The following is an 18,311-nucleotide window of genomic DNA, read 5'->3' on the forward strand; positions in this document are numbered from 1 at the left end:
TGTCCGTGGCTGACAACAGGAGCGAGCGGAATCGTGATCAAATCGCCCTGGGACTACACGGCCCGGTAGAAAAGGTATCGATCCGGGGCAATTGTGTCTGGTCCGCAGACCTGTTCAAGGCCAACAAGCGGTTGCTGAGACAGGATCAGACCGCCAGGTTGCATGAGTGCTGCGATCAGGGGGCTCAGGCGCATCCCCTCTTCGACATCCTTTTCCTTGATGCCGTAGCCAAAATCGTAATGCGCGAGCGCCATCTTGCGCCCTTTGCTGGCCAATCGGGTGAGCATGGCTTCTGCCTCGCCTTCCAGAAAATCCTCGGCAGGCGGAACGCAGCTTGGGTGACATTTCAGCATCCGGTCGATCACCCAGATGCGGCGATCGGGCAATTCCTGGCGCAAGTGATCGTAGGTCCGGCCATTGCCCAACCCCATCTCCAGTACGTCGCCTTCCAGCGTGGCGATCTTCTTTGCCGCCCAGTTGATCCCATCGATCTGCGCGCTCAATCGCCGCCGCATCGATTCCAGTCTGCTCATGTCGTTGTCTCCATCGTCCACGGCGTTGCGCCGCCAGACAGCATTTCGTGTACAAAACTTTCGGTAAAAGCCCAGATCGCGGGTGTGTGAACCAGGTGATGCGTCAAAAGACCGAGAGGTTCCTGTGAGTCTTCAGTCCTTTGTCTCCGGGCAGCCAAATGTGTCGCCGCCGTTGCGACAAGCGTTTCAGGCGCGATGAGGTCGCGCGTGCCCTTCCACCATATTGGGTCGATATGGGTATTGATCTGAATCAGCCCCGGCGCTGCATTGACGCTTTTGCGTGGCCCGAATGTGGATATGGCCTCGAACCCTTGATCACGCAGTTTGGGGAGCAGTGCGGGCTGAACCCGGTTCCAGGGTGGCACGAACATGTGTCGCAACTGCGTGCCAAACAGGTCGCGCATGCGGGCCAGTCCAAGTGCGCTGTCGCGGGCCATGTCTGGCCGATCGGTCAGGAACTCGTTCTTCTTTTCATCAGGCCCGCTGTGATCCTGATGCGCCCATCCATGAACGACCGGGATCAATTGCTTTCCATCCACACGTTCGGCCAGTTCAACAGCTGCATGGGCTGGTATGACCGCCAAATGGACGGGCAATTCAGTGGCTTGGGCCAGCGCTGTCAGTTGATCCAGCTCGGTTGTCGGGGCAATGGCATCATCGTCCCGCCACCAGAATGGGACGGGTAATCCGTCGCGACGGCATGCGGCCAGTTCCGCGCGCAGAGGTGTCCAGTCAATGTGCATGTGATGCCTCTGCCAATAGGCTACGCACGATGTCTACGCTTGCGCTGGCGCCGTCCATCCCGGTTGTTCGAGGGTTGCGTCGGTCCTGTTGCGTCAACGTGTTGATGGCATTTGCCAAGGTCGGTCCGGACAGGTCGGCCTGTCGCAACACGGACACCGCAGGCAAGGTGGTGAGGGCATCTGCGCGCAGCCCTTGTTCGACTTCACCGCCATCGTCAAACGGGACAAACACAGCCCGAACGCCAGTCTGGAGGACATCGAGGGCCGTGTTGTACCCACACATCGACACCGACGCTGTCGCGCCCACAAGCAGGTTGCGAAAGTCGGGGCGTGGACCTTCGACCGTCACGTTGGCGGGGGCGCGGTTTGCCCAATGCGCGCGGCGAGCATCATCGCCACCAACGAGGAAACGCCACAGACGCGCGGCATCCAGTGTCGCTGCGTCGCATGCAGCCTCAAAGACTGTGTCTCCAACGGCGCCGCCACCTGCGCTGACAAGGATTTCGTTGTGACGAGGCGCGTTTACATCGGGTGCTTGGGGCGCAACAAAACCAGTGTAGCGCAGTTTGGTCCGCAGCATGTCGGACACGGGCCAGCTTGTGTCCAGTGGCACAACTTCGGGGTCAGAGTGAACCAGAACGGCGTCATAAAAGTGGTTCACAAGCTGGTCGGCAAAAGCGACTTTGGCTGGCTTGGACGGTGGCGCGAGGATGTCGCGAATGGATGACAGGACCAGGGGGCGCGACGGCAAGCCATCTGCAGTTTCAAGCAAAGCTTGGAACTCAGCCTTCAGTATGCGGCGGCCAAACGGGAACAGTTCGGTGATCAACACGTCGGGCTTCTGTTGCGCGACGTGATCAACAAGTGCCGACTGTCGCGCGACCAGATATGCGTCGCTGGCGATCTCACCTGTGTCGGTCAGAAGCGTCGAGAAATCAGTGCCGTTCGACTGCAAAGGCGGCAATTGCACAAGGGTCAGGCCAGTGCTGTCGAAATGCGGGACGGGTTTACCCCCGCTGATGACTGTCACCGCATCACCCGCCGCGACAAAGGCCCGGCCAAGGGTGAGTGCACGTGCCAGATGCCCGGTGCCCAGCAAATGCGTGACAACAATCGTGACCTGCATCAGCGCGCCTCCAACCGTGGAGTGTCGGGCATCAGGGTCAGTGCGCCCTTGTCGACTTGGAGGATAAACAAGCGGTTGCGCTTGATCCGAAATGGGGCGGGTCCGTCAAAATCCCAGCCGGTGGCCATCGCCATCAATACGCGCATCGTGCCGATATGGCAGACGGCCACGGTGTCCCGGGTCAGTGTGTTCAGCCATGGCTGCAAACGTGCCCGCAGACTGTCCGGGCTTTCACCGCCCGATGGGCAATAGTGCCATCCCCAATCTTCGATATGGCGAAATCCGCTGGTCGCGTCGGCGGACAGCTCTGCGCCATAGCGCCCTTCCCAGTCGCCCCAGTTCATTTCGATCAAACAAGGTTCGACACGTGGCGCACGCCCTGCCACCAAAGCGGCGGTTTCCGTGGCGCGGGCCAGTGGGCTCGACACCAGATCGGCGTCCTTGAAATCATCGGGCAGTCGGAACCCGGCCAGGTCGCGGCGTGCCGTTTCATCAAGGGGAATGTCGCTGCGCCCCTGCAAGCGGCCCTCACGGTTCCATGCGGTGTGTCCGTGACGCAATAAGGCAAGAGTGATCATATCATGCCCTCGATTGCTGTGCGCAGTGTTCCAGCGGCAGCGGGCAGCAGATGGTGTTGGGCAATTTGAGCGCGGGCCTGAGCGCCCAAGTCTTCGACCAGGGCGCGATTGGTCAGCATATCGGTCAAACGTGCGGCCATGGCATGCGGCCCGTCGGCCACGGCAGGCTGCATCCCGGCGACAACGTCGCGCACCCCGGGGCGGTCCTGAGCCACAACGGGCAGACCAGCTGCCTGCGCCTCAAGATAGGCGTAGCCAAATGCCTCGTTCACACCTGGCCAGAACAACAGGCATGCTCTTTCATAACAGTCCTGCAGTTCATCCGAGGGCAATGCACCCAGCATGCGGACCCGCGCTCCGAACGGGGCCAGCAGGTTTGTGACCTCGGCTTCTGCCGGGCCGCTGCCCGCGATGTCCAATTGCCACTCCACCGCAGGATCCAGTAGCGCCAGCGTGTCAGCAATCAGCTTGTACGACCCCAGCTTGTCCCTAGCGCGCATCATCCCGACACTCAGCATGGCGCCGGAATAGTCCGACTGTCTGGGCAACTCTGCGCGATCAAGGAACGGACGCAGATGGGTCAGAACCTGACCAGCGGGCGCATCGCGGCGCAGCGTTTCGGCATCACGCGCTGTCACGTAGAAGATGGTGTGCGCCTGGTCACTGGCCGCCTCTGCGGCTTCGGCAAAGCGCGCCCACGGCCCGGACAGACGTTTGCGCGCGCGCGTGCTTTCGACCTGTACATAGGGAATGCCCAAAGCGCGGGCGACCGGTGGCCCGACCAAATCTGGGGCTTTGTAGTAGTTGTGATAGGTCAGCCAGCATTGCCATGTTCCGGCCGCGGGCGCAGACAGAATGCGTGCAACTTCCTTCTTTGCCTGCCCGATCAGTTCGGTCTGCAATGCAGTGTCACCCGCGCGGTCATAAATGCGCAAGTCAGATGCGACAGTCATGGCCAATCCGGCATGGCCCAGTGCCTTCATTAGCGCACGCGCCATGGTCCGGTCACCGGATGGCACCGGATGATCCGGTGCCTTGAGCGGAGCGTAGAAAGCGACGGTCACGCAGCGCCCATGATGGCGCGCAACCGCCGCGCCAGATGTGCAATACCCGGTTGCATGGTGAAATCCGTATGCAGGCGGGTATGGGCGGCATCAGCCATAGTCGCGCCCAGTGCGGGGTTGTGTGCGACACGCATCATTGCGTCGGCCAGTGCCGCCGGATCGTCGTCACTCAGGATACCGTGCACACCATTGTCGATGAACTCGGGTATGGCCGAGACGGCCGTGCTCAGTATTGGCAGTTTCTGACTGGCGGCTTCCATAAGGACATTGGGCAGGCCATCGCGGTCACCGTCGGCGGCCACCCGGCTGGGCAATACAAACAAATCAGCGGCTTGCATTGCTGCAATGACCTCTGGTTGGTCGCATGCACCGCGCCAGGTGATGCGGTCCGAAAGGCCGGATTGCGCGGCTTGGTCCTGCAATGCCTGTTTCAGGGCACCACCTCCGATATGGGTCCAATGCCAATCAACGTCTGGTGGCAACAGCGCGACCGCGTCCAGCAGGCGGGTAAACCCTTTTTTCTCGACCAGGCGGCCCACAGACAGCATATGAAACGGATCGGAAAGCTGGCGCACCGGTTGGTCGGGAGCAGGCGGAAAACGTGACAGGTCCAGACCATGATAGACAAGATCAATCGGCGTATCTGTGGACAGGCCGTTCAAGTGCTCGGCTCCGAATGCAGTGCAGGTGGCCCCAAAAGCGGCACCCGCCGTTGCAGTATTCAGCTTGTCCCGCAGTTCCCATTCCGGTGAGGTCCAGATGTCCTTGGCATGGGCTGAAAAAGACCATGGCACACCCCTGAGCATCGCAGTGTAACGTGCGACTGAAGATGGTGTGTGCAGAAAATGGGCATAGAGGGCGGAAGTGCCAGCGGGTAATTCTCGCGCCATAACGCAAGCTTGTCCAAATCGACGTATGCGGTTTCTGGTTCTGTCGCGCGTGAAATCGCGCAGAAACTGACGCAAAGCTGGCCAAAACGTACGACGTCCCATGACTGAAAACAGACCGCGCAATACGCGGACAGGTTCATCGCCCAAGTATTCCGGCAGATAGTGAACCTCGGCTTTGAGCCGATCGTGCAACGGGTGGGTTTTCGTGTCCGTCGGATGGCGCAGTGACCAAATGGCAAAATCAATCCCGGCCTCCTCCAACGCCACCAGTTCCTGCGCGATAAAGGTCTCGGACAGGCGCGGCCAGCCTTTGACGGCTATGGCCAAGCGGGGCGATCTGGATGTCATTCTGCGGCGTCGGTCAACGAATGCTGCATAAGGGCCTGCGCGCGTGCATTGACCACGTCCAAACCATCCAGAAGGCCATCGGCCCCCGCCTCGGACGGGCGTTTCTGGTGAGGCAGGGCGCGGATGGCCGCAACCATCGCATCTGTGGTCAGCCCTTCGCGGAACCGATCCAGGTTGCGCACCAGCCCAAGTTCTTCGGCCCGATGGGCGCGGATCCACTGTTCAAGACGTGGTTTCGTACGGGGTACGATGACGGCGCGTTGATCAAAGGACAGAAGTTCGCAGAACGTGTTGTAGCCGCCCATGCTAATCACGCCTTCGGCCCCTGCAAAGAGCGGTTCGATCTTGCTGTCGAACCCGGTTGAGGTGACCCGACCGCCAAGCGCCTCCACGCGCGTTTCGAACCGTTCGCGCACCTCGCCGGACAAGAACGGACCATAGACCAGAACCGCGTGGGGATGCAGATCGGGGTCCTGTTCGTATGCCGACAGGACAAGATCAACCATGGCCGCCCCATCGCCACCACCACCGGGTGTGATAAGGATATATGGCGTATCTGGCACCTCAGCGGCATCCACGATGCTGCGCCGCAAGTAGCCGGTCCAGACCGTCCTATTGCGGACATCGGGCGACAAAGGCAGACCTTGGGTCGGGTCATAGACCGAGCGCACGCCGTAGACCCATACTTCATCATAGAAGGACTCAGTGGCCTCGACGGCGCCCTTGCGGGCCCATTCGGCGGCCAGCACGTCGGGCTCGTCCAGCACGTCACGCAGACCCAAAACGATGCGGGTCTTGCTGCCTTCACGCAGACGCTTGAGGGTGTCGAGCAGTTCACCCCGAAAGCCGGTCGGCTCTTTGTCGACGATCAGCAGGTCAGGTTCGTATTGGTCAATGGTTGAATCGATCAATGCAGATCGCAGCGCCGTCGTCGCCTCAATATCCATGCCTTCGTTCTGGCTGATATAGTTGCCATCGGCCAGTTTCTTCACACCGGGCAGGCGGACGTGATCCACGGCAGGAGGGAATGTGAAACGTCCGGCAACAGGGCTGCCAGTGAGAATGATGGCGCTTTCGGCAACACCGGACTCGGTCAGCGCCGATGCAAGCGCACGGCTGCGCCGCAGATGGCCCAAGCCAAACGTATCGTGGCTGTACAGCACAACGCGACCCGGACGGGCACCAACCGCAGTTGGCGAAACAGGAGTGGAATGGGTCATCGTCGTCTTCTTTTCCCCGTCTCCTCACGGACGTCACCATCCTTGACGCTCAGAGAATCCCTCTGGCGCGTATAGCACAGAGTTTGCGTTCCCCAAGATAGCAACAGCCGGTCTGGATAACACCTCTGCCCGCGCTATCGCAAAAATGGAACGCTTTGTAAAATCAGCGCTTACCGGACAGATCGCGGAAGTTCACGTCCTGGTAGACGCAATTGTCATTGCACCTGCGGTCGCGTAGCGTCGTTGAAATCTGAAAGTTCTGCGACATCGCATATGACACACTCCCTTTTCCGCCTCTTGCTGCCCATCCTGATCGGCATGGCGCTCCTGTTTCCAGCTTTTTCGCATGCCCAAGGTTTGGGCAGTCTGTTGCCCGGCGCTGGCACTGCCGAAACTGCCCCGGGTGACATCACAGATATAATGGAAAGCGCCGCGCAGAATGGCGTCAACGTTATTGTCATCGACAGCGATGGCCGCGTGATCACCCAGACCGGAACCCCATCCACAGACAGCGATGCGCCCGGCAGCGGCACCACGCTCATGGCGATTCAGGATGAAGCGGTTGCCTTCCGCACGGCGCTGGTGGACCGGCTTTTGAACCTGCCCGTGGCGTTTAACGAGGTCGCGTACATCCTGCGCGCAACCAGCCCGGATGGCACGATTTTTGCCTATGTGCAGGCCCTTCTGATCAGCATGGCGCTGTTCGCCGTGGGCATGGTGTTCGAGGCACAAGTGTTCGGGAAACGCATCGCGAAACGCTTTGTGGTGAACCGCATCCATGACGCGCCGGATGGCTATGTCGAAAAAATGCCCTTCCTCGTGTTTCGCTTCTTCATGGGGGTGGTTGGCACGCTCGTCTCCATGGCTGTGGCCTATCTGCTTGGCGCCATCATCTTTGGCCCCCTGGAAGATCCGGCCATGCAGTTCACGGTGACCTTGATCAATATCGGGTACTTCCTTGCCCGTGTTGTGGCCGGGCTGTGGCGGATGATCCTGTCGCCATACCTGCCGCAATATCGCATCCCGCTGTTCAGCGACGGCGATGCGCGCAAACTGCATCTTTGGCTGTCCGGGGTCGCGGCCTTCGGCTTCTTTGCCATCCTCTTTGGCGTCTGGATCGAGGAGTTGGGCCTGAACAACGAGGTCTACGTTTTCCTCTTCTCTCTGCTCAGCCTGTTGGTGATGTTCCTGAACACTATATTGGTGATCGCAAACGGTCGCGCGATCACCGGGGCGATCCTGAACGGCAAGGCACCGTCGGATTCGACATGGGTTCTGCGTACACTCGCACGGGCATGGGCACCGCTGGCCGTATTCTATTTCCTGTTTGCGTGGGGGGAACAGACCTATCACCTGGTCATTGGCGACCCGCTGGGCGTGCCATTGCTTGCGGCGGCCTGGGGCATCCTGACGACAATCATCGTGGTCTACGGGGTCATCAATTTCTTTATCGAACGCAGCTTTGCCCGCGCACGCCTTGTCAGAGAGCACAACGTGACAGCAGAGACCGATCTGGACCCCGATCCGGCGCTCCCGCCTGTTGTGACGGGTCCTCGGATCAGCACATTCGAAGATCTGGCGCAAAGGATTGCAGGTATCCTCGCTTTTGTCGCCGGCATCTATGCCTTCGTCACGATCTGGAGCCCCGAAGCGCCCATGATGGGCGACAGCTGGACCGATCGGCTGCTCGACATCATCGTGATCCTGTTCATTGGCTACATTGCTTACAACGCATTCCGCATCTGGATCGACAACAAGATCCGGGAAGAACAGGGCGATGTGCAAGAGGTCGAACTGGGGGACGAGGGCGGCGGCTCGTCCGCCTCGCGTCTGGCTACGCTCCTACCGCTGTTCCGCAACTTTGTCCTGATTGTCATTGTCCTGACCGGTCTGCTGATCATGTTGATGGAGATGGGGGTGAATGTCGGCCCGCTCTTTGCCGGTGCCGGTATCGTGGGTGTGGCCGTTGGCTTTGGCTCGCAATCGCTGGTGCGCGACATTTTCTCTGGTGCGTTTTTCCTGTTCGACGATGCCTTCCGCAAGGGCGAATACATCGACGTGGGTGGGGTCAAGGGGACGGTTGAAAGCATCAGTGTCCGCAGCTTCCAACTGCGCCATCACCTGGGCGCACTGCACACCATCCCCTTTGGCGAAATTCAAGTGCTGACGAACTATTCCCGTGACTGGGTGATTATGAAGCTGCCTTTGCGCGTGACCTATGACACTGATGTGGAAAAGGTGCGCAAACTGATCAAGAACTTGGGTGTCGCGCTACTGGATGATCCGGTCATCGGCGATAACTTCATCCAACCCCTGAAGTCTCAGGGTGTGATCGAGATGCAGGACAGCGCCATGATCATCCGCGTCAAGTTCATGACCAAACCGGGGGATCAGTGGCTTGTGCGCAAAAAGGTCTATGAAGACATCCGCGCGCTGTTTGAACGCGAGGGTATCAAGTTTGCCCACCGCGAAGTGACGGTGCGACTGGCGGACGGGCAGAAGGCCGATGAACTTGGCGAAGAAGACCGCAAGGCGATTACCGCTGCTGCGCAGGCGTCTCTGGAAGAAGAGTTGCTTGAGGATGCGGCTGACTTTGCCGACGACCGGTAATTTGTGACCGCGCTGCAATGCCGCGCACCGCGTTGCGGATCGCCCCAATTGGGCGTTCAAAGACCTGCGCAAACACCAGACCGGCGGCAACGGACCCAAAGAACAACAGCGCATCGCGCGACACTGTCTCGGCTGGGAATGCGGCGTCGATCAGGTGCAGCACGGGATAGTGCACCACATAGATCGAAAAGCTTGCCCCGGCCCACCAGCGCAGATGCGGGTGCGCGCCGCGGTAATTCTGTGCCAGACGCGCCATTCCAATGACGTGGAGTGCAGTCATCAAGCCGATCATGCCATTCCAGACGAACTCGTCCGAGAAGACCAGAATGTAGCGATAGTGCGCGGGTGCAAATGCCTCTGCCGTGGCTTGCGCCAGCATATCCGGGACGTTGAAGGCCTGACACAAGACATATGCCAAGGGGCCGCCCCACGCGAGACTGCGCGCAACACCCTCTGTCATCTGTGCCGCACGACCGGATTTGACGTAGTGCCAGACGGCAACGCCCATCAACCACGCGGGCATCAGCAGCAGGATGCGCGGGCCAAAGACAACGCCAAGCGCGGCCAGCAACACAAGCCGCCGCGCGCCCGTGCAAAACACCGCGACGCCAAACAGCACGTAATACGCCGCCTCATAGCTCAGCGACCACAACGGGCCGTTCGTGCCCAGCCGGACCCGCTCGAACAGGCCCCATTCGTTCGACATAGTGAGACCGCGCACCAGCATCTCCCACAGGGGCAGGTGCTGGTAAAAGCTGTTGGGGTAGGCCGACACGTCTATGGGCCGGCCCATCCGGTCCAGCACAAAGGTCAAAAGGATGGCTGGCAGCAGCACGGACAGCAGCCGTGTCATTCGGTTGAACGCATAGGTGCCAAACGTCTTGTCCCGTTCGGCAGCAAAGGCAATCACCAGGCCAGAAATGACAAAGAAGACGATGACGGCATCACTGCCGACATTCAACTCGCGGACAAACTCGTAGTCCCCGCGCGTGAAACGCGCATAGGCCACATGGGAAAACACCACGATCAGGGTGGCGGCCACTCGCAGCGCATCTAACCAAAGGGACAGACCACGTGTCACTGCGCAGTCTCGCGGTTCTGGGGCGATGCAGGATCGTCGGTCGTGCCCTTGGTCAGTGTCTGCCATGCCTCGGCAAATGGGTGCAGCAAGGCGGCGCGCAGGGTCGGGTGTGGTTGTTCGATGGAAACGCCGTTTTCGTCCGACAGGCCAAAGCTCAGGATCTCATGCTCCTTGGGTACATAAAGCGAACCAAACATCAGATCCCAGAAGGCGAACACCTCGCCATAGTTCTTGTTGTAATGCTTTGGGTCGTTGGAATGGTGCACTTGGTGCTGTGCCGGTGAGATCAGGATATGCTCCATCACGCACCCATAGCTCAGCCAGACATGGCTATGGCGCAAGTTGGCCCCGAAGGCGTTGAACAGGAAGTAGCCCGCATTCACGCTGCCAATGGTCAGCACGTCGATCTTACCCATCAGCAGGAACAGCATCAGCGCTTGAACAGCCCCGATAATCAGAGCGTAAATCAGCAGACGGATCACCACGAAAACAGGGTGATTGCGGTTCGCGGTTAGGGGCGTCAGCACCTCTGCCGAATGGTGAAGGGCATGAAACGGCCAAAGCAGCGCGTTTTCATGGTGCAGGCGATGCGCCCAGTATTTGCAGAAATCCAGCGTCAGGATCATGATCAGCGTGGCCAGGGCCAGCTTGCCCCATTCCCCTTCACCCACTGCCGGGGCGAGGTCCCCGCCGGTGGCGTCCAGCATCATGGTCAAGAGGCCCGATGTGACAACGGGCGTTAGCGTCACGGCGGCAAAGAAACCCGAGACCGTCAGCAGTTTGTTGAACAGGAAAATCTGGATGTCGACCAGATTGGATTTGTGCGTGTAGACATCGCGGGGCAACAGGAATGCGGTGAAGGATGTGGGGCGCCCACGCACCCTCCAGATCACATAGACCAGTGCGACGGTCAGGCAGAGATAGAGCAATGCCAGACGCGAATTCCAGTCAAACAGGAACCCGGTAAACCCGTCCAGAAGTTCATAAAAAGCGTCCATTTCGCCCTCTCACGCCTTGTGTTGGGCACAGCGATAGGGGGCAAATTTGTTGAGAGTATGGCGACTTTAGGCAGTAATTTAATCGATTGTTTCAGGTGTGCGCGGAGTCAGTGCACCAGATGTCGGGCGATCTTGTCGTCGTCCCAGGTGATGCCAAGGCCGGGACCGCGGGCCGTCACGCAGCCATCCTCGATCGCATAGGGTTCGGTCATCACCCCGCCCGCCACATCCAGCCATTCCAGCAGATGCGCGTTGGTCGTCGCGGCCAAGGCATGGGCCGACGCTTCGACAAAAAGATGGCTTGAGACGGGCACACCCGCGGCTTCTGCGATGGCAGCGGCGCGGAACCAGCCGCTCAGCCCCCCGATCTTGATTATGTCGGGCATTGCATAGTCCGTGGCCGCAATCATGCGTGCCGCATCCGCCGGATGCCACCAGTTCTCTCCCGATTGAATGGCCGTGGACACAGCAGTGCGGACCGATCGGTAGCCCGCCAGATCTTCGGCTGGCACGGGTTCCTCCACCCATGTCAGGTCCAACCCGGCCTCTTCAAGAACGCGGATGCGTGCAATCGCCTCGGGCGCATCAAACGCCTGGTTGTAGTCCAGCATCAATTGCCGTTCCGGCCCGATCATGTCGCGCACAACGCGCAACGCGGCCACATCCTCCGCCACTGTCGGAAAACCCAGCTTGACCTTGATGGCCTTGAACCCACGCGCCAGCGATGCTTCGATCAGCCTTTCATCCCGACCGGGTACAAACAGGCCCTGACTGTCGTAGCACGGCAAGGGGCGCGGCGCGGTCCCGAACAGGGCGCAGACCGGCTGACCCACCGCCTTGCCGTGTGCATCCCACAGCGCAAGGTCCAAACCGGCTAGCGCCATGCCCACCATTCCCTGCCGCCCCAGCAGCCTGAACTGCGATGCGGTCTGTCGATCCACATCCGCCGGATGGGCCGGGGACCCCACCAGCGCCTCCGATAAATCCGTGAGAAAGGTCACCAGCGGCTTCAGCATCGGCGGCGTGTAGCCAAAAATGTATGCGCTTCCGCTGACACCCTCATCCGTCTCTACATCGACCAGTACCAGGGGTGCCGCTGGGATCGACGCCTGCGCCGTCGTGATCGGCACGGCCAGCGGTGCCATCACCGCCCGCGCCTTGATCCGTTCAATCCGCATCAGCTGGTGTAGGGGTCCAGACTGTCGCGCAGCCCGTCACCAAGGAAGTTGAAGGCCAGAACGACAATGATGATCGGCAGCATCGGAATGGCCGTCCACGGGTAGATCTCAATGCTCGCCAGGTTCTGCGCATCGTTCAGCATCACACCCCAGGACACAGCAGGTGCCCGCAGGCCAAGACCAAGGAATGACAGCGCCGTCTCACCCAAAATCATCGCCGGGATCGACAAGGTGGCCGAGGCAATCAGGTGCGACATGAAGTTGGGCAACAAATGCCGCCGGATGACGCGCGAGGGTTTCGCCCCCATCATCTCTGCCGCCCGTACATATTCCTCCTCTCTCAACGAGAGGAACTTACTTCGGACCGCCCGCGCCAGCCCCGGCCAATCCAGTAACCCAAGGATGATACTGATGATGAAGAAGACGGACACCGGCCCCCAATTCGATGGCACGGCTGCGGACAAGGCCAGCCACAAGGGCAACTCCGGCAAGGACCGCAAAATTTCGATGGCGCGGTTCACAACCCAGTCGATCCAACCGCCGAAATAACCCGCGATGGCCCCGAACCCGATGCCCAGGATAAAGGACACGGTGATGCCAATCAGGCCCACGGTCAGCGACAGCTGCGCGCCATAGGAAATCCGGGAAAACACGTCACGTCCCAGCCGGTCCGAGCCAAAGATAAACACCGTCGCCCCCTCGGGCGCGCAGAACAGGTGGCGGTCCGCAGGGATCAGGAAGAACAGCTTGTATTCTGTCCGCTCACAAAAGAACTGCAGCGGCATCGGGCGCGAGGTGTCCGTCTCGTACACCCATTGGAAGTTCTCAAGGTCGGCAGAACCGATGGTGGGATAGACAAAAGGCCCAACAAACTGCCCCTCATGCCAGAACTTGATGGCTTGCGGCGGGTGATACAGGTGATCGGCGCTGCGCTCGTTGGGCGTATAGGGCGAGATGAACCCGGCAAAGGGGATTGCCATGTAAGCCAGCAGCAGGAAGATGCCAGAAATCAGGCCCAGCCGGTGCTTGCGGAACTTGCGCCAGACCAGCACCCAGTTCGGGGCGTCCATGTCTGACCGTTCGGGCGCGGACAGGTCCACGTTCGGATCGTATGGGGCATCGTCAATGAAACGGCCGTCGGGCAGGGTGCTCATGGTTTTATCCTTCCCGTGCGCCGTAGCGGATGCGTGGATCAAGCAGCACCAGCAACAGGTCTGAAATCATCGTGCCGATGAGGGTGAGTAGCGCCACAAACATCAGCACAAAAGCGGCCAGAAACTGGTCTTGCGACTTCAGCGCGGTCAGCAAGGCGGGTCCGATGGTCTGCAGTCCCAGCACCACGGACACCAGAACCGATCCCGACACCATGGCGGGCAGCAGGTTGCCAATGTCGGCCACAAACGGGTTGAAGGCCATGCGCAGCGGATACTTGGTTAGCAACTTGGCCGGGGCCAAACCCTTTGCCATCCCCGTTTCGACATAGGGTTTCGACAGCTCGTCCAGCATGTTGGCCCGCAGGCGTTGCATCATCGCAGCAGCACCTGATGTCCCAATGACAAAGGTCGGCACGATCAGATGCACAAGCACGCTTTGCACCTTGGCAAGCGACATCGGCTCGCCCTCGAATTCGGGCGCCATCAAACCGCCGATGGGCAGGCCCAGGTATTTGTGGCCGTAGTAGAACAGGATCAGCGCAAGCAGGAAATTCGGCGTCGCGAGGCCCAAGTACCCGACAAATGCGGTGGTGTAGTCGACCCACGTGGCCGAACGGGCAGCGGCCAGAACGCCCAGGGGCAGGGCCACAAGGTAAACAAACAGGACGGCGGCAAGGTTCACCAGAACGGTCAGCCAAAGCGCATCCCCGACAATGTCAGCCACGGGTGCATCGAATTCGAATGACCAGCCAAAATCGCCCTGTAACAGCCCCGAAAATCCCTGCGGGCCCGGCGCCACGCCCGCCCAGATCAGATATTGCTCCCACAAGGGACGGTCGAGCGCGTATTCGGTGCGCAGAAATTCGGCCTTGGCGACGCCTTCGGCCTGACCGGTGGCGCGCAGTTCTGCAATCTGGTTCGACAGGTAGTCGCCGGGGGGCAGGTTGATGATGATGAAGATCAGGATGGAAACGACGATCAACGTCAGCACCATCGTCAGCAGCCGGTAGGCCGCGTAACGGATGAACATCATTCGCTCACCTGCGCGATCTGCTCGGCATCAGAGAAAAAGAATTCATCAATCCGGTGCACGCCGAAATGCGCGCCGGGGTCCCAGGCCCATTTGCCTTGTTCAGGCACGTTCCGCAGGCGGTCAGAGACGATAACCGGTTGTGGGGCCTCGCTCAGGATACCGATGCCGAACTGGTTGTCAGCGTGGATTTTCAGCATCTCGCGCCAAATCGATCGGTGTTCCTCGGGGTCATCGGTGTTTTGCCACGCCTTGCTGAGCGCCATCAGGCGCTTGGCTGGCTCAAGGTCCACCGGCTCACCCGCCGCGCCATGGGTCTGATAATATTGACCCCATTTAGGCCAGGCAAAGAATACCTGATCTGTTGGCGCAAGGTAGGAGGGCGGCGTGTTTGGCTGGGGCAACCCATTGTCCCAGCCAAACCAGACCGACGCCATGGTCACACCGGAAAAGACACGATTGCGCAGAATGTCCCGGTCGAGCGGGCGCATGATCAGCTTGATGCCAATGTCGCGCCATGTGTCAGTGATGATGGCCAGCGCGTTCTCGACCTCCTGCCGCTCTCCGGCGGTTTCGATCACAAACTCCATCGGGCGGCCGTCCGGCAGCAAGCGAATGCCTGCCGGTGTGCGCTGGTTCAGGCCCATCTGGTCCAGCATCACGTTGGCCGTGTCCGGGTCGTAGATGGCCCATTGGGTCAGCAGCGCCGGATCAAACAGCGGGCTTTTGGCCAGTGCCGTCATGCCCCCTTCCTTGCCCAGCCCGAAATACAGGGCGCGGTTGATCATCCGTCGGTCGATGCCCAGCGACAGGGCGCGCCGGAACCGCGCATCTCGCATGACCTCGCGCCACACCGGGTCAGCGAAATTCAGGTTGGGATAGATGGCGATCTGGCTGGCTGCACCATTGGACCACAGATAGGTGCGGTAGGGCGCGCCATCTGCCTCGCCTTTCTTCAGGATGGACACATCGCGGAAATCCAGCCCCCGGGCCTGCAAATCAGATTCGCCCGCATTGGTCTTGGCCGCCACAAGACCCGAGCCCACGATGTCCATCTCGACAACGTCGATATAGGGCAACTGCACGCCGCGCGCGTCGATGCGGTGGAAATAGGGGTTGCGCACGAACAGGTGCCGCATGGCCGCCCCGGTCGAGGCGGGTTTCCACGGCTGCAAAGTCGGCAATTCGTGATTGTCGAACTTGTACATGTTGTCGAGCTTGTTGTGCAGCGGGGCCCAGCTGCGCACGCGCTTGGCGTCGATCATCTCCTCCATCGCTTCCTTGGTGTTGAACGCGACGTGGAATTGCTTGAGGTAATGCGCGGGTCGGTAGATGAACGGCGGACTGGCCTGTGCCAGCATCTGCAGGAAGTTCGGGTTCGCCTCGGGAAACTCGACCACCACCGTTGTTTCATCGGGGAAGGTCATCGTGGCGATGTCTTCGCCTATGCGCATGATTTCGGGCGGACCGTTCGGGCTCAGTTCCGCGTTTTGGGCCACGTGTTTCCACCAGTACTCGAAATCGGCCGAGGTAAAAGGCGCGCCATCCGACCAGCGATGACCGGGCCGCAGATGCAGCGTGAAAATGCGGCCCTCTTCCACCTCGACATCGCGCAGGATATCGGGCTTCAGCTGGTAATCGTGGTCATAGCCCACCAGCCGGGCATAGCCATAGACAACCATCTGGCGCACGTCCTTGGTGCGCGTGACCATGGTGCGCAACGTGCCACCCTGCGTCCCGAATTTCCGACCCTTGGCCTCAAGATCGACAACAAGGGGCACGTCCGGAATGCGGTTTACCGCCGGGTCCATCTGCCCCTTCTTCACCTCCGGCGCCCAGAACGTGCTCTCTTGCACGACGGGCTGGGCCAGGGCGGGCAGGGCGAAAACCCCAGCAAGAACAACAGCTGTCAAACGTTTAAACATGGCAGCGCACCTTGTGTCCGGGTTCGATCTGGATGAGGTCGGGGGCCGCAAGCCCTTCGAAGCGGAACATATCCGGCCAGCTTGCAGGCGATCCGGCGCCACGCGACACCTCGGCCAAGTCAATGGGACGTTGCACATCCGGCTCGGGCTGCGCGGCGATCAAGGCCTTGGTGTAGGGATGCCGCGGGTTGTAAAACAGCGTCTCCGGCGGGGCCTGCTCAACCACGACCCCCTGACGCATCACGGCCACCTCGTCAGCGATGCGGGCGACAACGGCCAGATCGTGGCTGATGAACAGATAGCTCAACCCCATCCCGTCCCGTATGCGCTCCAGCAAGATCAAAATCTGCTCTTGCACCGACACATCGAGGGCCGAGGTCGGCTCGTCACAGACGAGCAGCACAGGATCAAGGGTCAGCGCCCGGGCAATCGACAACCGTTGGCGCTGTCCGCCTGAAAAGGCATGCGGGTAGCGCATGAGCATATCGGGGTTCAGACCTACCCAGCGCAGCATCTCTGCAGCCTTGTCGCGGCGGGCCATCCTGTTGCCGATGCGATGGATCTCCATCGGTTCGGTCAGGGCCTCCTGCACGCGCATGCGCGGGGACAGGGATGAATAGGGATCCTGAAACACCATCTGTGCCTGCCGCTGAAAGGCCACCTTGTCGGAACGGCTCAGTGCGTTGATGCAGATGGGATCGGCATCCAGCTCGGGACGAAACAGCACTTCCGACCCTTCATCCGGCACCTCGGCGCCAAGCGCGATGCGGGCGCAGGTCGTCTTGCCCGACCCACTTTCGCCAACGACAGCCAATGTCTTGCCTCGGGGCAGCTTCAGGTTCACGTCGATGCAGGCATGAACCTTCTTTTTCTCGCGCCAGCCACCGGCACGCACCGTGTATGTCTTGCACACATTGTTCAACTCAAGGATCAGATCCTCCGCCGGCAACGGCTCTGCCGGTTTGGGGTCCTTTGGGATCATTGGGGCGGCGGCAAACAGCTTCTGGGTATATCCATGCCCCGGATCACCCAGAACAACGTGGGCCGGACCGCTTTCCATCACGTGGCCCTTGTTCATCACGACCACGCTGTCGGCCATGTTGGCGACGACACCCAGATCGTGGGTGACAAGGATCATCGCCATACCCGTGTCGCGCTGCAAATCCTTCATCAGACCCAGAACCTGCGCCTGCGTGGTCACGTCCAGGGCGGTGGTTGGTTCATCGGCGATCAGCACGTCCGGCTTGGCCACCATCGCCATGGCAATCATGGCGCGTTGCCGCATCCCGCCTGACATCTCGAACGGATAGGCCCGGAAGGCGCGCTCGGGGTCCGCGAACCCGACGCGTTCGAATGTTGCCAACACATCCTGCTTGGCCTCTGCCGCCGACATGTTGCGGTGCAGGGTCAGAACCTCGGACACTTGGTCGCCGATGCGGTGCAGGGGCGACAGGGATCGCATGGGTTCCTGAAAGATCATCGAAATGCGGTCGCCGCGAATGCCCCGGATCAGGCGGGGCGGCAGGGTCAGCAGATCAGTACGCGCGTCACCCTCACCGAACATCACTGATCCCTGACGCAATTGCGCCGTTTTGGGCAATATGCGGAGGACAGATCGACAGGTCAGCGTCTTGCCGGACCCACTCTCGCCAACCAGCGCCAGCGTTTCCCCGCATGCGACCGAAAAATTGACCCCCGCCACGACCGGAGGGGCCGAGCCAAAACCGATCGACAGATTTTTCACTTCCAGAAGCGGGGCCATTCATGGTCCTTTTTTCGCGCGCAGGTCTTGAAATCAGTGAACCCGATTCCATCCAACACGTCCATACACGG

The 18,311-nt window shown here is 60.3% G+C and carries 15 protein-coding genes; 1 reads left to right on the top strand and 14 read right to left on the bottom strand.

Translation table 11 applies throughout. The features are described 5' to 3' along the window. Positions 1-53: 53 nt before the first annotated feature. From Q1A51_RS21245 to Q1A51_RS21275, 7 genes are read right to left on the bottom strand one after another with little or no spacing between them, the layout of a single operon-like run. Complete coding sequence (locus tag Q1A51_RS21245) at positions 54-533, bottom strand: class I SAM-dependent methyltransferase (RefSeq protein WP_299602181.1); 480 nt, start codon at positions 531-533, stop codon at positions 54-56. Then, positions 530-1,276, bottom strand: a complete 747-nt coding sequence (locus tag Q1A51_RS21250) for a polysaccharide deacetylase family protein (protein WP_299602183.1) — start codon at positions 1,274-1,276, stop codon at positions 530-532. Before Q1A51_RS21250 ends, Q1A51_RS21245 begins: the two co-directional genes overlap by 4 nt. Continuing rightward, positions 1,266-2,402, bottom strand: a complete 1,137-nt coding sequence (locus Q1A51_RS21255) for a glycosyltransferase (RefSeq protein WP_299602186.1) — start codon at positions 2,400-2,402, stop codon at positions 1,266-1,268. The genes Q1A51_RS21250 and Q1A51_RS21255 overlap by 11 nt, the downstream gene beginning before the upstream one ends. After that, complete coding sequence (locus Q1A51_RS21260) at positions 2,402-2,980, bottom strand: histidine phosphatase family protein (protein ID WP_299602189.1); 579 nt, start codon at positions 2,978-2,980, stop codon at positions 2,402-2,404. The genes Q1A51_RS21255 and Q1A51_RS21260 overlap by 1 nt, the downstream gene beginning before the upstream one ends. Further along, on the bottom strand, positions 2,977-4,044 hold the full coding sequence (locus tag Q1A51_RS21265; RefSeq protein ID WP_366870263.1) for a glycosyltransferase family 4 protein: 1,068 nt from the start codon (positions 4,042-4,044) through the stop codon (positions 2,977-2,979). The genes Q1A51_RS21260 and Q1A51_RS21265 overlap by 4 nt, the downstream gene beginning before the upstream one ends. Beyond that, positions 4,041-5,282 carry a glycosyltransferase gene (locus tag Q1A51_RS21270; protein ID WP_299602192.1) on the bottom strand — a complete coding sequence of 414 codons (1,242 nt, stop codon included), beginning with the start codon at positions 5,280-5,282 and terminating at the stop codon, positions 4,041-4,043. Before Q1A51_RS21270 ends, Q1A51_RS21265 begins: the two co-directional genes overlap by 4 nt. Beyond that, entirely contained in the window at positions 5,279-6,502 is a 1,224-nt protein-coding gene (locus tag Q1A51_RS21275; RefSeq protein ID WP_299602195.1) for a glycosyltransferase, read from the bottom strand. The genes Q1A51_RS21270 and Q1A51_RS21275 overlap by 4 nt, the downstream gene beginning before the upstream one ends. A gap of 273 nt (positions 6,503-6,775) precedes the next feature. Between Q1A51_RS21275 and Q1A51_RS21280 the strand changes: the two genes are divergently transcribed. Beyond that, entirely contained in the window at positions 6,776-9,112 is a 2,337-nt protein-coding gene (locus Q1A51_RS21280; protein WP_299602197.1) for a mechanosensitive ion channel family protein, read from the top strand. Here Q1A51_RS21280 and Q1A51_RS21285 read toward each other — a convergent pair. From Q1A51_RS21285 to Q1A51_RS21315, 7 genes are all read right to left on the bottom strand, one after another. Then, the gene (locus Q1A51_RS21285) at positions 9,039-10,259 is read right to left on the bottom strand and encodes an acyltransferase (RefSeq protein ID WP_299602199.1); all 1,221 of its coding nucleotides are present in this window, start codon (positions 10,257-10,259) and stop codon (positions 9,039-9,041) included. The genes Q1A51_RS21280 and Q1A51_RS21285 overlap by 74 nt on opposite strands. Continuing rightward, positions 10,190-11,191 carry a sterol desaturase family protein gene (locus Q1A51_RS21290; RefSeq protein WP_299602201.1) on the bottom strand — a complete coding sequence of 334 codons (1,002 nt, stop codon included), beginning with the start codon at positions 11,189-11,191 and terminating at the stop codon, positions 10,190-10,192. Before Q1A51_RS21290 ends, Q1A51_RS21285 begins: the two co-directional genes overlap by 70 nt. Positions 11,192-11,298: 107 nt before the next feature. Then, complete coding sequence (locus Q1A51_RS21295) at positions 11,299-12,369, bottom strand: enolase C-terminal domain-like protein (protein ID WP_299602203.1); 1,071 nt, start codon at positions 12,367-12,369, stop codon at positions 11,299-11,301. After that, complete coding sequence (locus Q1A51_RS21300) at positions 12,369-13,523, bottom strand: ABC transporter permease (RefSeq protein ID WP_299205673.1); 1,155 nt, start codon at positions 13,521-13,523, stop codon at positions 12,369-12,371. The genes Q1A51_RS21295 and Q1A51_RS21300 overlap by 1 nt, the downstream gene beginning before the upstream one ends. Positions 13,524-13,527: 4 nt before the next feature. Then, the gene (locus tag Q1A51_RS21305) at positions 13,528-14,556 is read right to left on the bottom strand and encodes an ABC transporter permease (RefSeq protein WP_299205651.1); all 1,029 of its coding nucleotides are present in this window, start codon (positions 14,554-14,556) and stop codon (positions 13,528-13,530) included. Continuing rightward, the gene (locus Q1A51_RS21310; RefSeq protein WP_299602206.1) at positions 14,553-16,478 is read right to left on the bottom strand and encodes an ABC transporter substrate-binding protein; all 1,926 of its coding nucleotides are present in this window, start codon (positions 16,476-16,478) and stop codon (positions 14,553-14,555) included. The genes Q1A51_RS21305 and Q1A51_RS21310 overlap by 4 nt, the downstream gene beginning before the upstream one ends. Further along, entirely contained in the window at positions 16,471-18,240 is a 1,770-nt protein-coding gene (locus tag Q1A51_RS21315; protein WP_299602208.1) for an ABC transporter ATP-binding protein, read from the bottom strand. Before Q1A51_RS21315 ends, Q1A51_RS21310 begins: the two co-directional genes overlap by 8 nt. Positions 18,241-18,311 lie beyond the last annotated feature (71 nt).

The organism is uncultured Tateyamaria sp. (genome assembly GCF_947496075.1).
GTDB lineage: Bacteria > Pseudomonadota > Alphaproteobacteria > Rhodobacterales > Rhodobacteraceae > Tateyamaria.

What these genes read in the sequence shown, in the direction of transcription:
- Q1A51_RS21300 (WP_299205673.1), bottom strand. Translation starts at nt 13,523, where the DNA reads ATGAGCACCCTGCCCGACGGCCGTTTCATTGACGATGCCCCATACGAT.
- Q1A51_RS21270 (WP_299602192.1), bottom strand. Translation starts at nt 5,282, where the DNA reads ATGACATCCAGATCGCCCCGCTTGGCCATAGCCGTCAAAGGCTGGCCG.
- Q1A51_RS21255 (WP_299602186.1), bottom strand. Translation starts at nt 2,402, where the DNA reads ATGCAGGTCACGATTGTTGTCACGCATTTGCTGGGCACCGGGCATCTG.
- Q1A51_RS21305 (WP_299205651.1), bottom strand. Translation starts at nt 14,556, where the DNA reads ATGATGTTCATCCGTTACGCGGCCTACCGGCTGCTGACGATGGTGCTG.
- Q1A51_RS21285 (WP_299602199.1), bottom strand. Translation starts at nt 10,259, where the DNA reads ATGGCAGACACTGACCAAGGGCACGACCGACGATCCTGCATCGCCCCA.
- Q1A51_RS21250 (WP_299602183.1), bottom strand. Translation starts at nt 1,276, where the DNA reads ATGCACATTGACTGGACACCTCTGCGCGCGGAACTGGCCGCATGCCGT.
- Q1A51_RS21290 (WP_299602201.1), bottom strand. Translation starts at nt 11,191, where the DNA reads ATGGACGCTTTTTATGAACTTCTGGACGGGTTTACCGGGTTCCTGTTT.
- Q1A51_RS21275 (WP_299602195.1), bottom strand. Translation starts at nt 6,502, where the DNA reads ATGACCCATTCCACTCCTGTTTCGCCAACTGCGGTTGGTGCCCGTCCG.
- Q1A51_RS21315 (WP_299602208.1), bottom strand. Translation starts at nt 18,240, where the DNA reads ATGGCCCCGCTTCTGGAAGTGAAAAATCTGTCGATCGGTTTTGGCTCG.
- Q1A51_RS21295 (WP_299602203.1), bottom strand. Translation starts at nt 12,369, where the DNA reads ATGCGGATTGAACGGATCAAGGCGCGGGCGGTGATGGCACCGCTGGCC.
- Q1A51_RS21245 (WP_299602181.1), bottom strand. Translation starts at nt 533, where the DNA reads ATGAGCAGACTGGAATCGATGCGGCGGCGATTGAGCGCGCAGATCGAT.
- Q1A51_RS21310 (WP_299602206.1), bottom strand. Translation starts at nt 16,478, where the DNA reads ATGTTTAAACGTTTGACAGCTGTTGTTCTTGCTGGGGTTTTCGCCCTG.
- Q1A51_RS21280 (WP_299602197.1), top strand. Translation starts at nt 6,776, where the DNA reads ATGACACACTCCCTTTTCCGCCTCTTGCTGCCCATCCTGATCGGCATG.
- Q1A51_RS21260 (WP_299602189.1), bottom strand. Translation starts at nt 2,980, where the DNA reads ATGATCACTCTTGCCTTATTGCGTCACGGACACACCGCATGGAACCGT.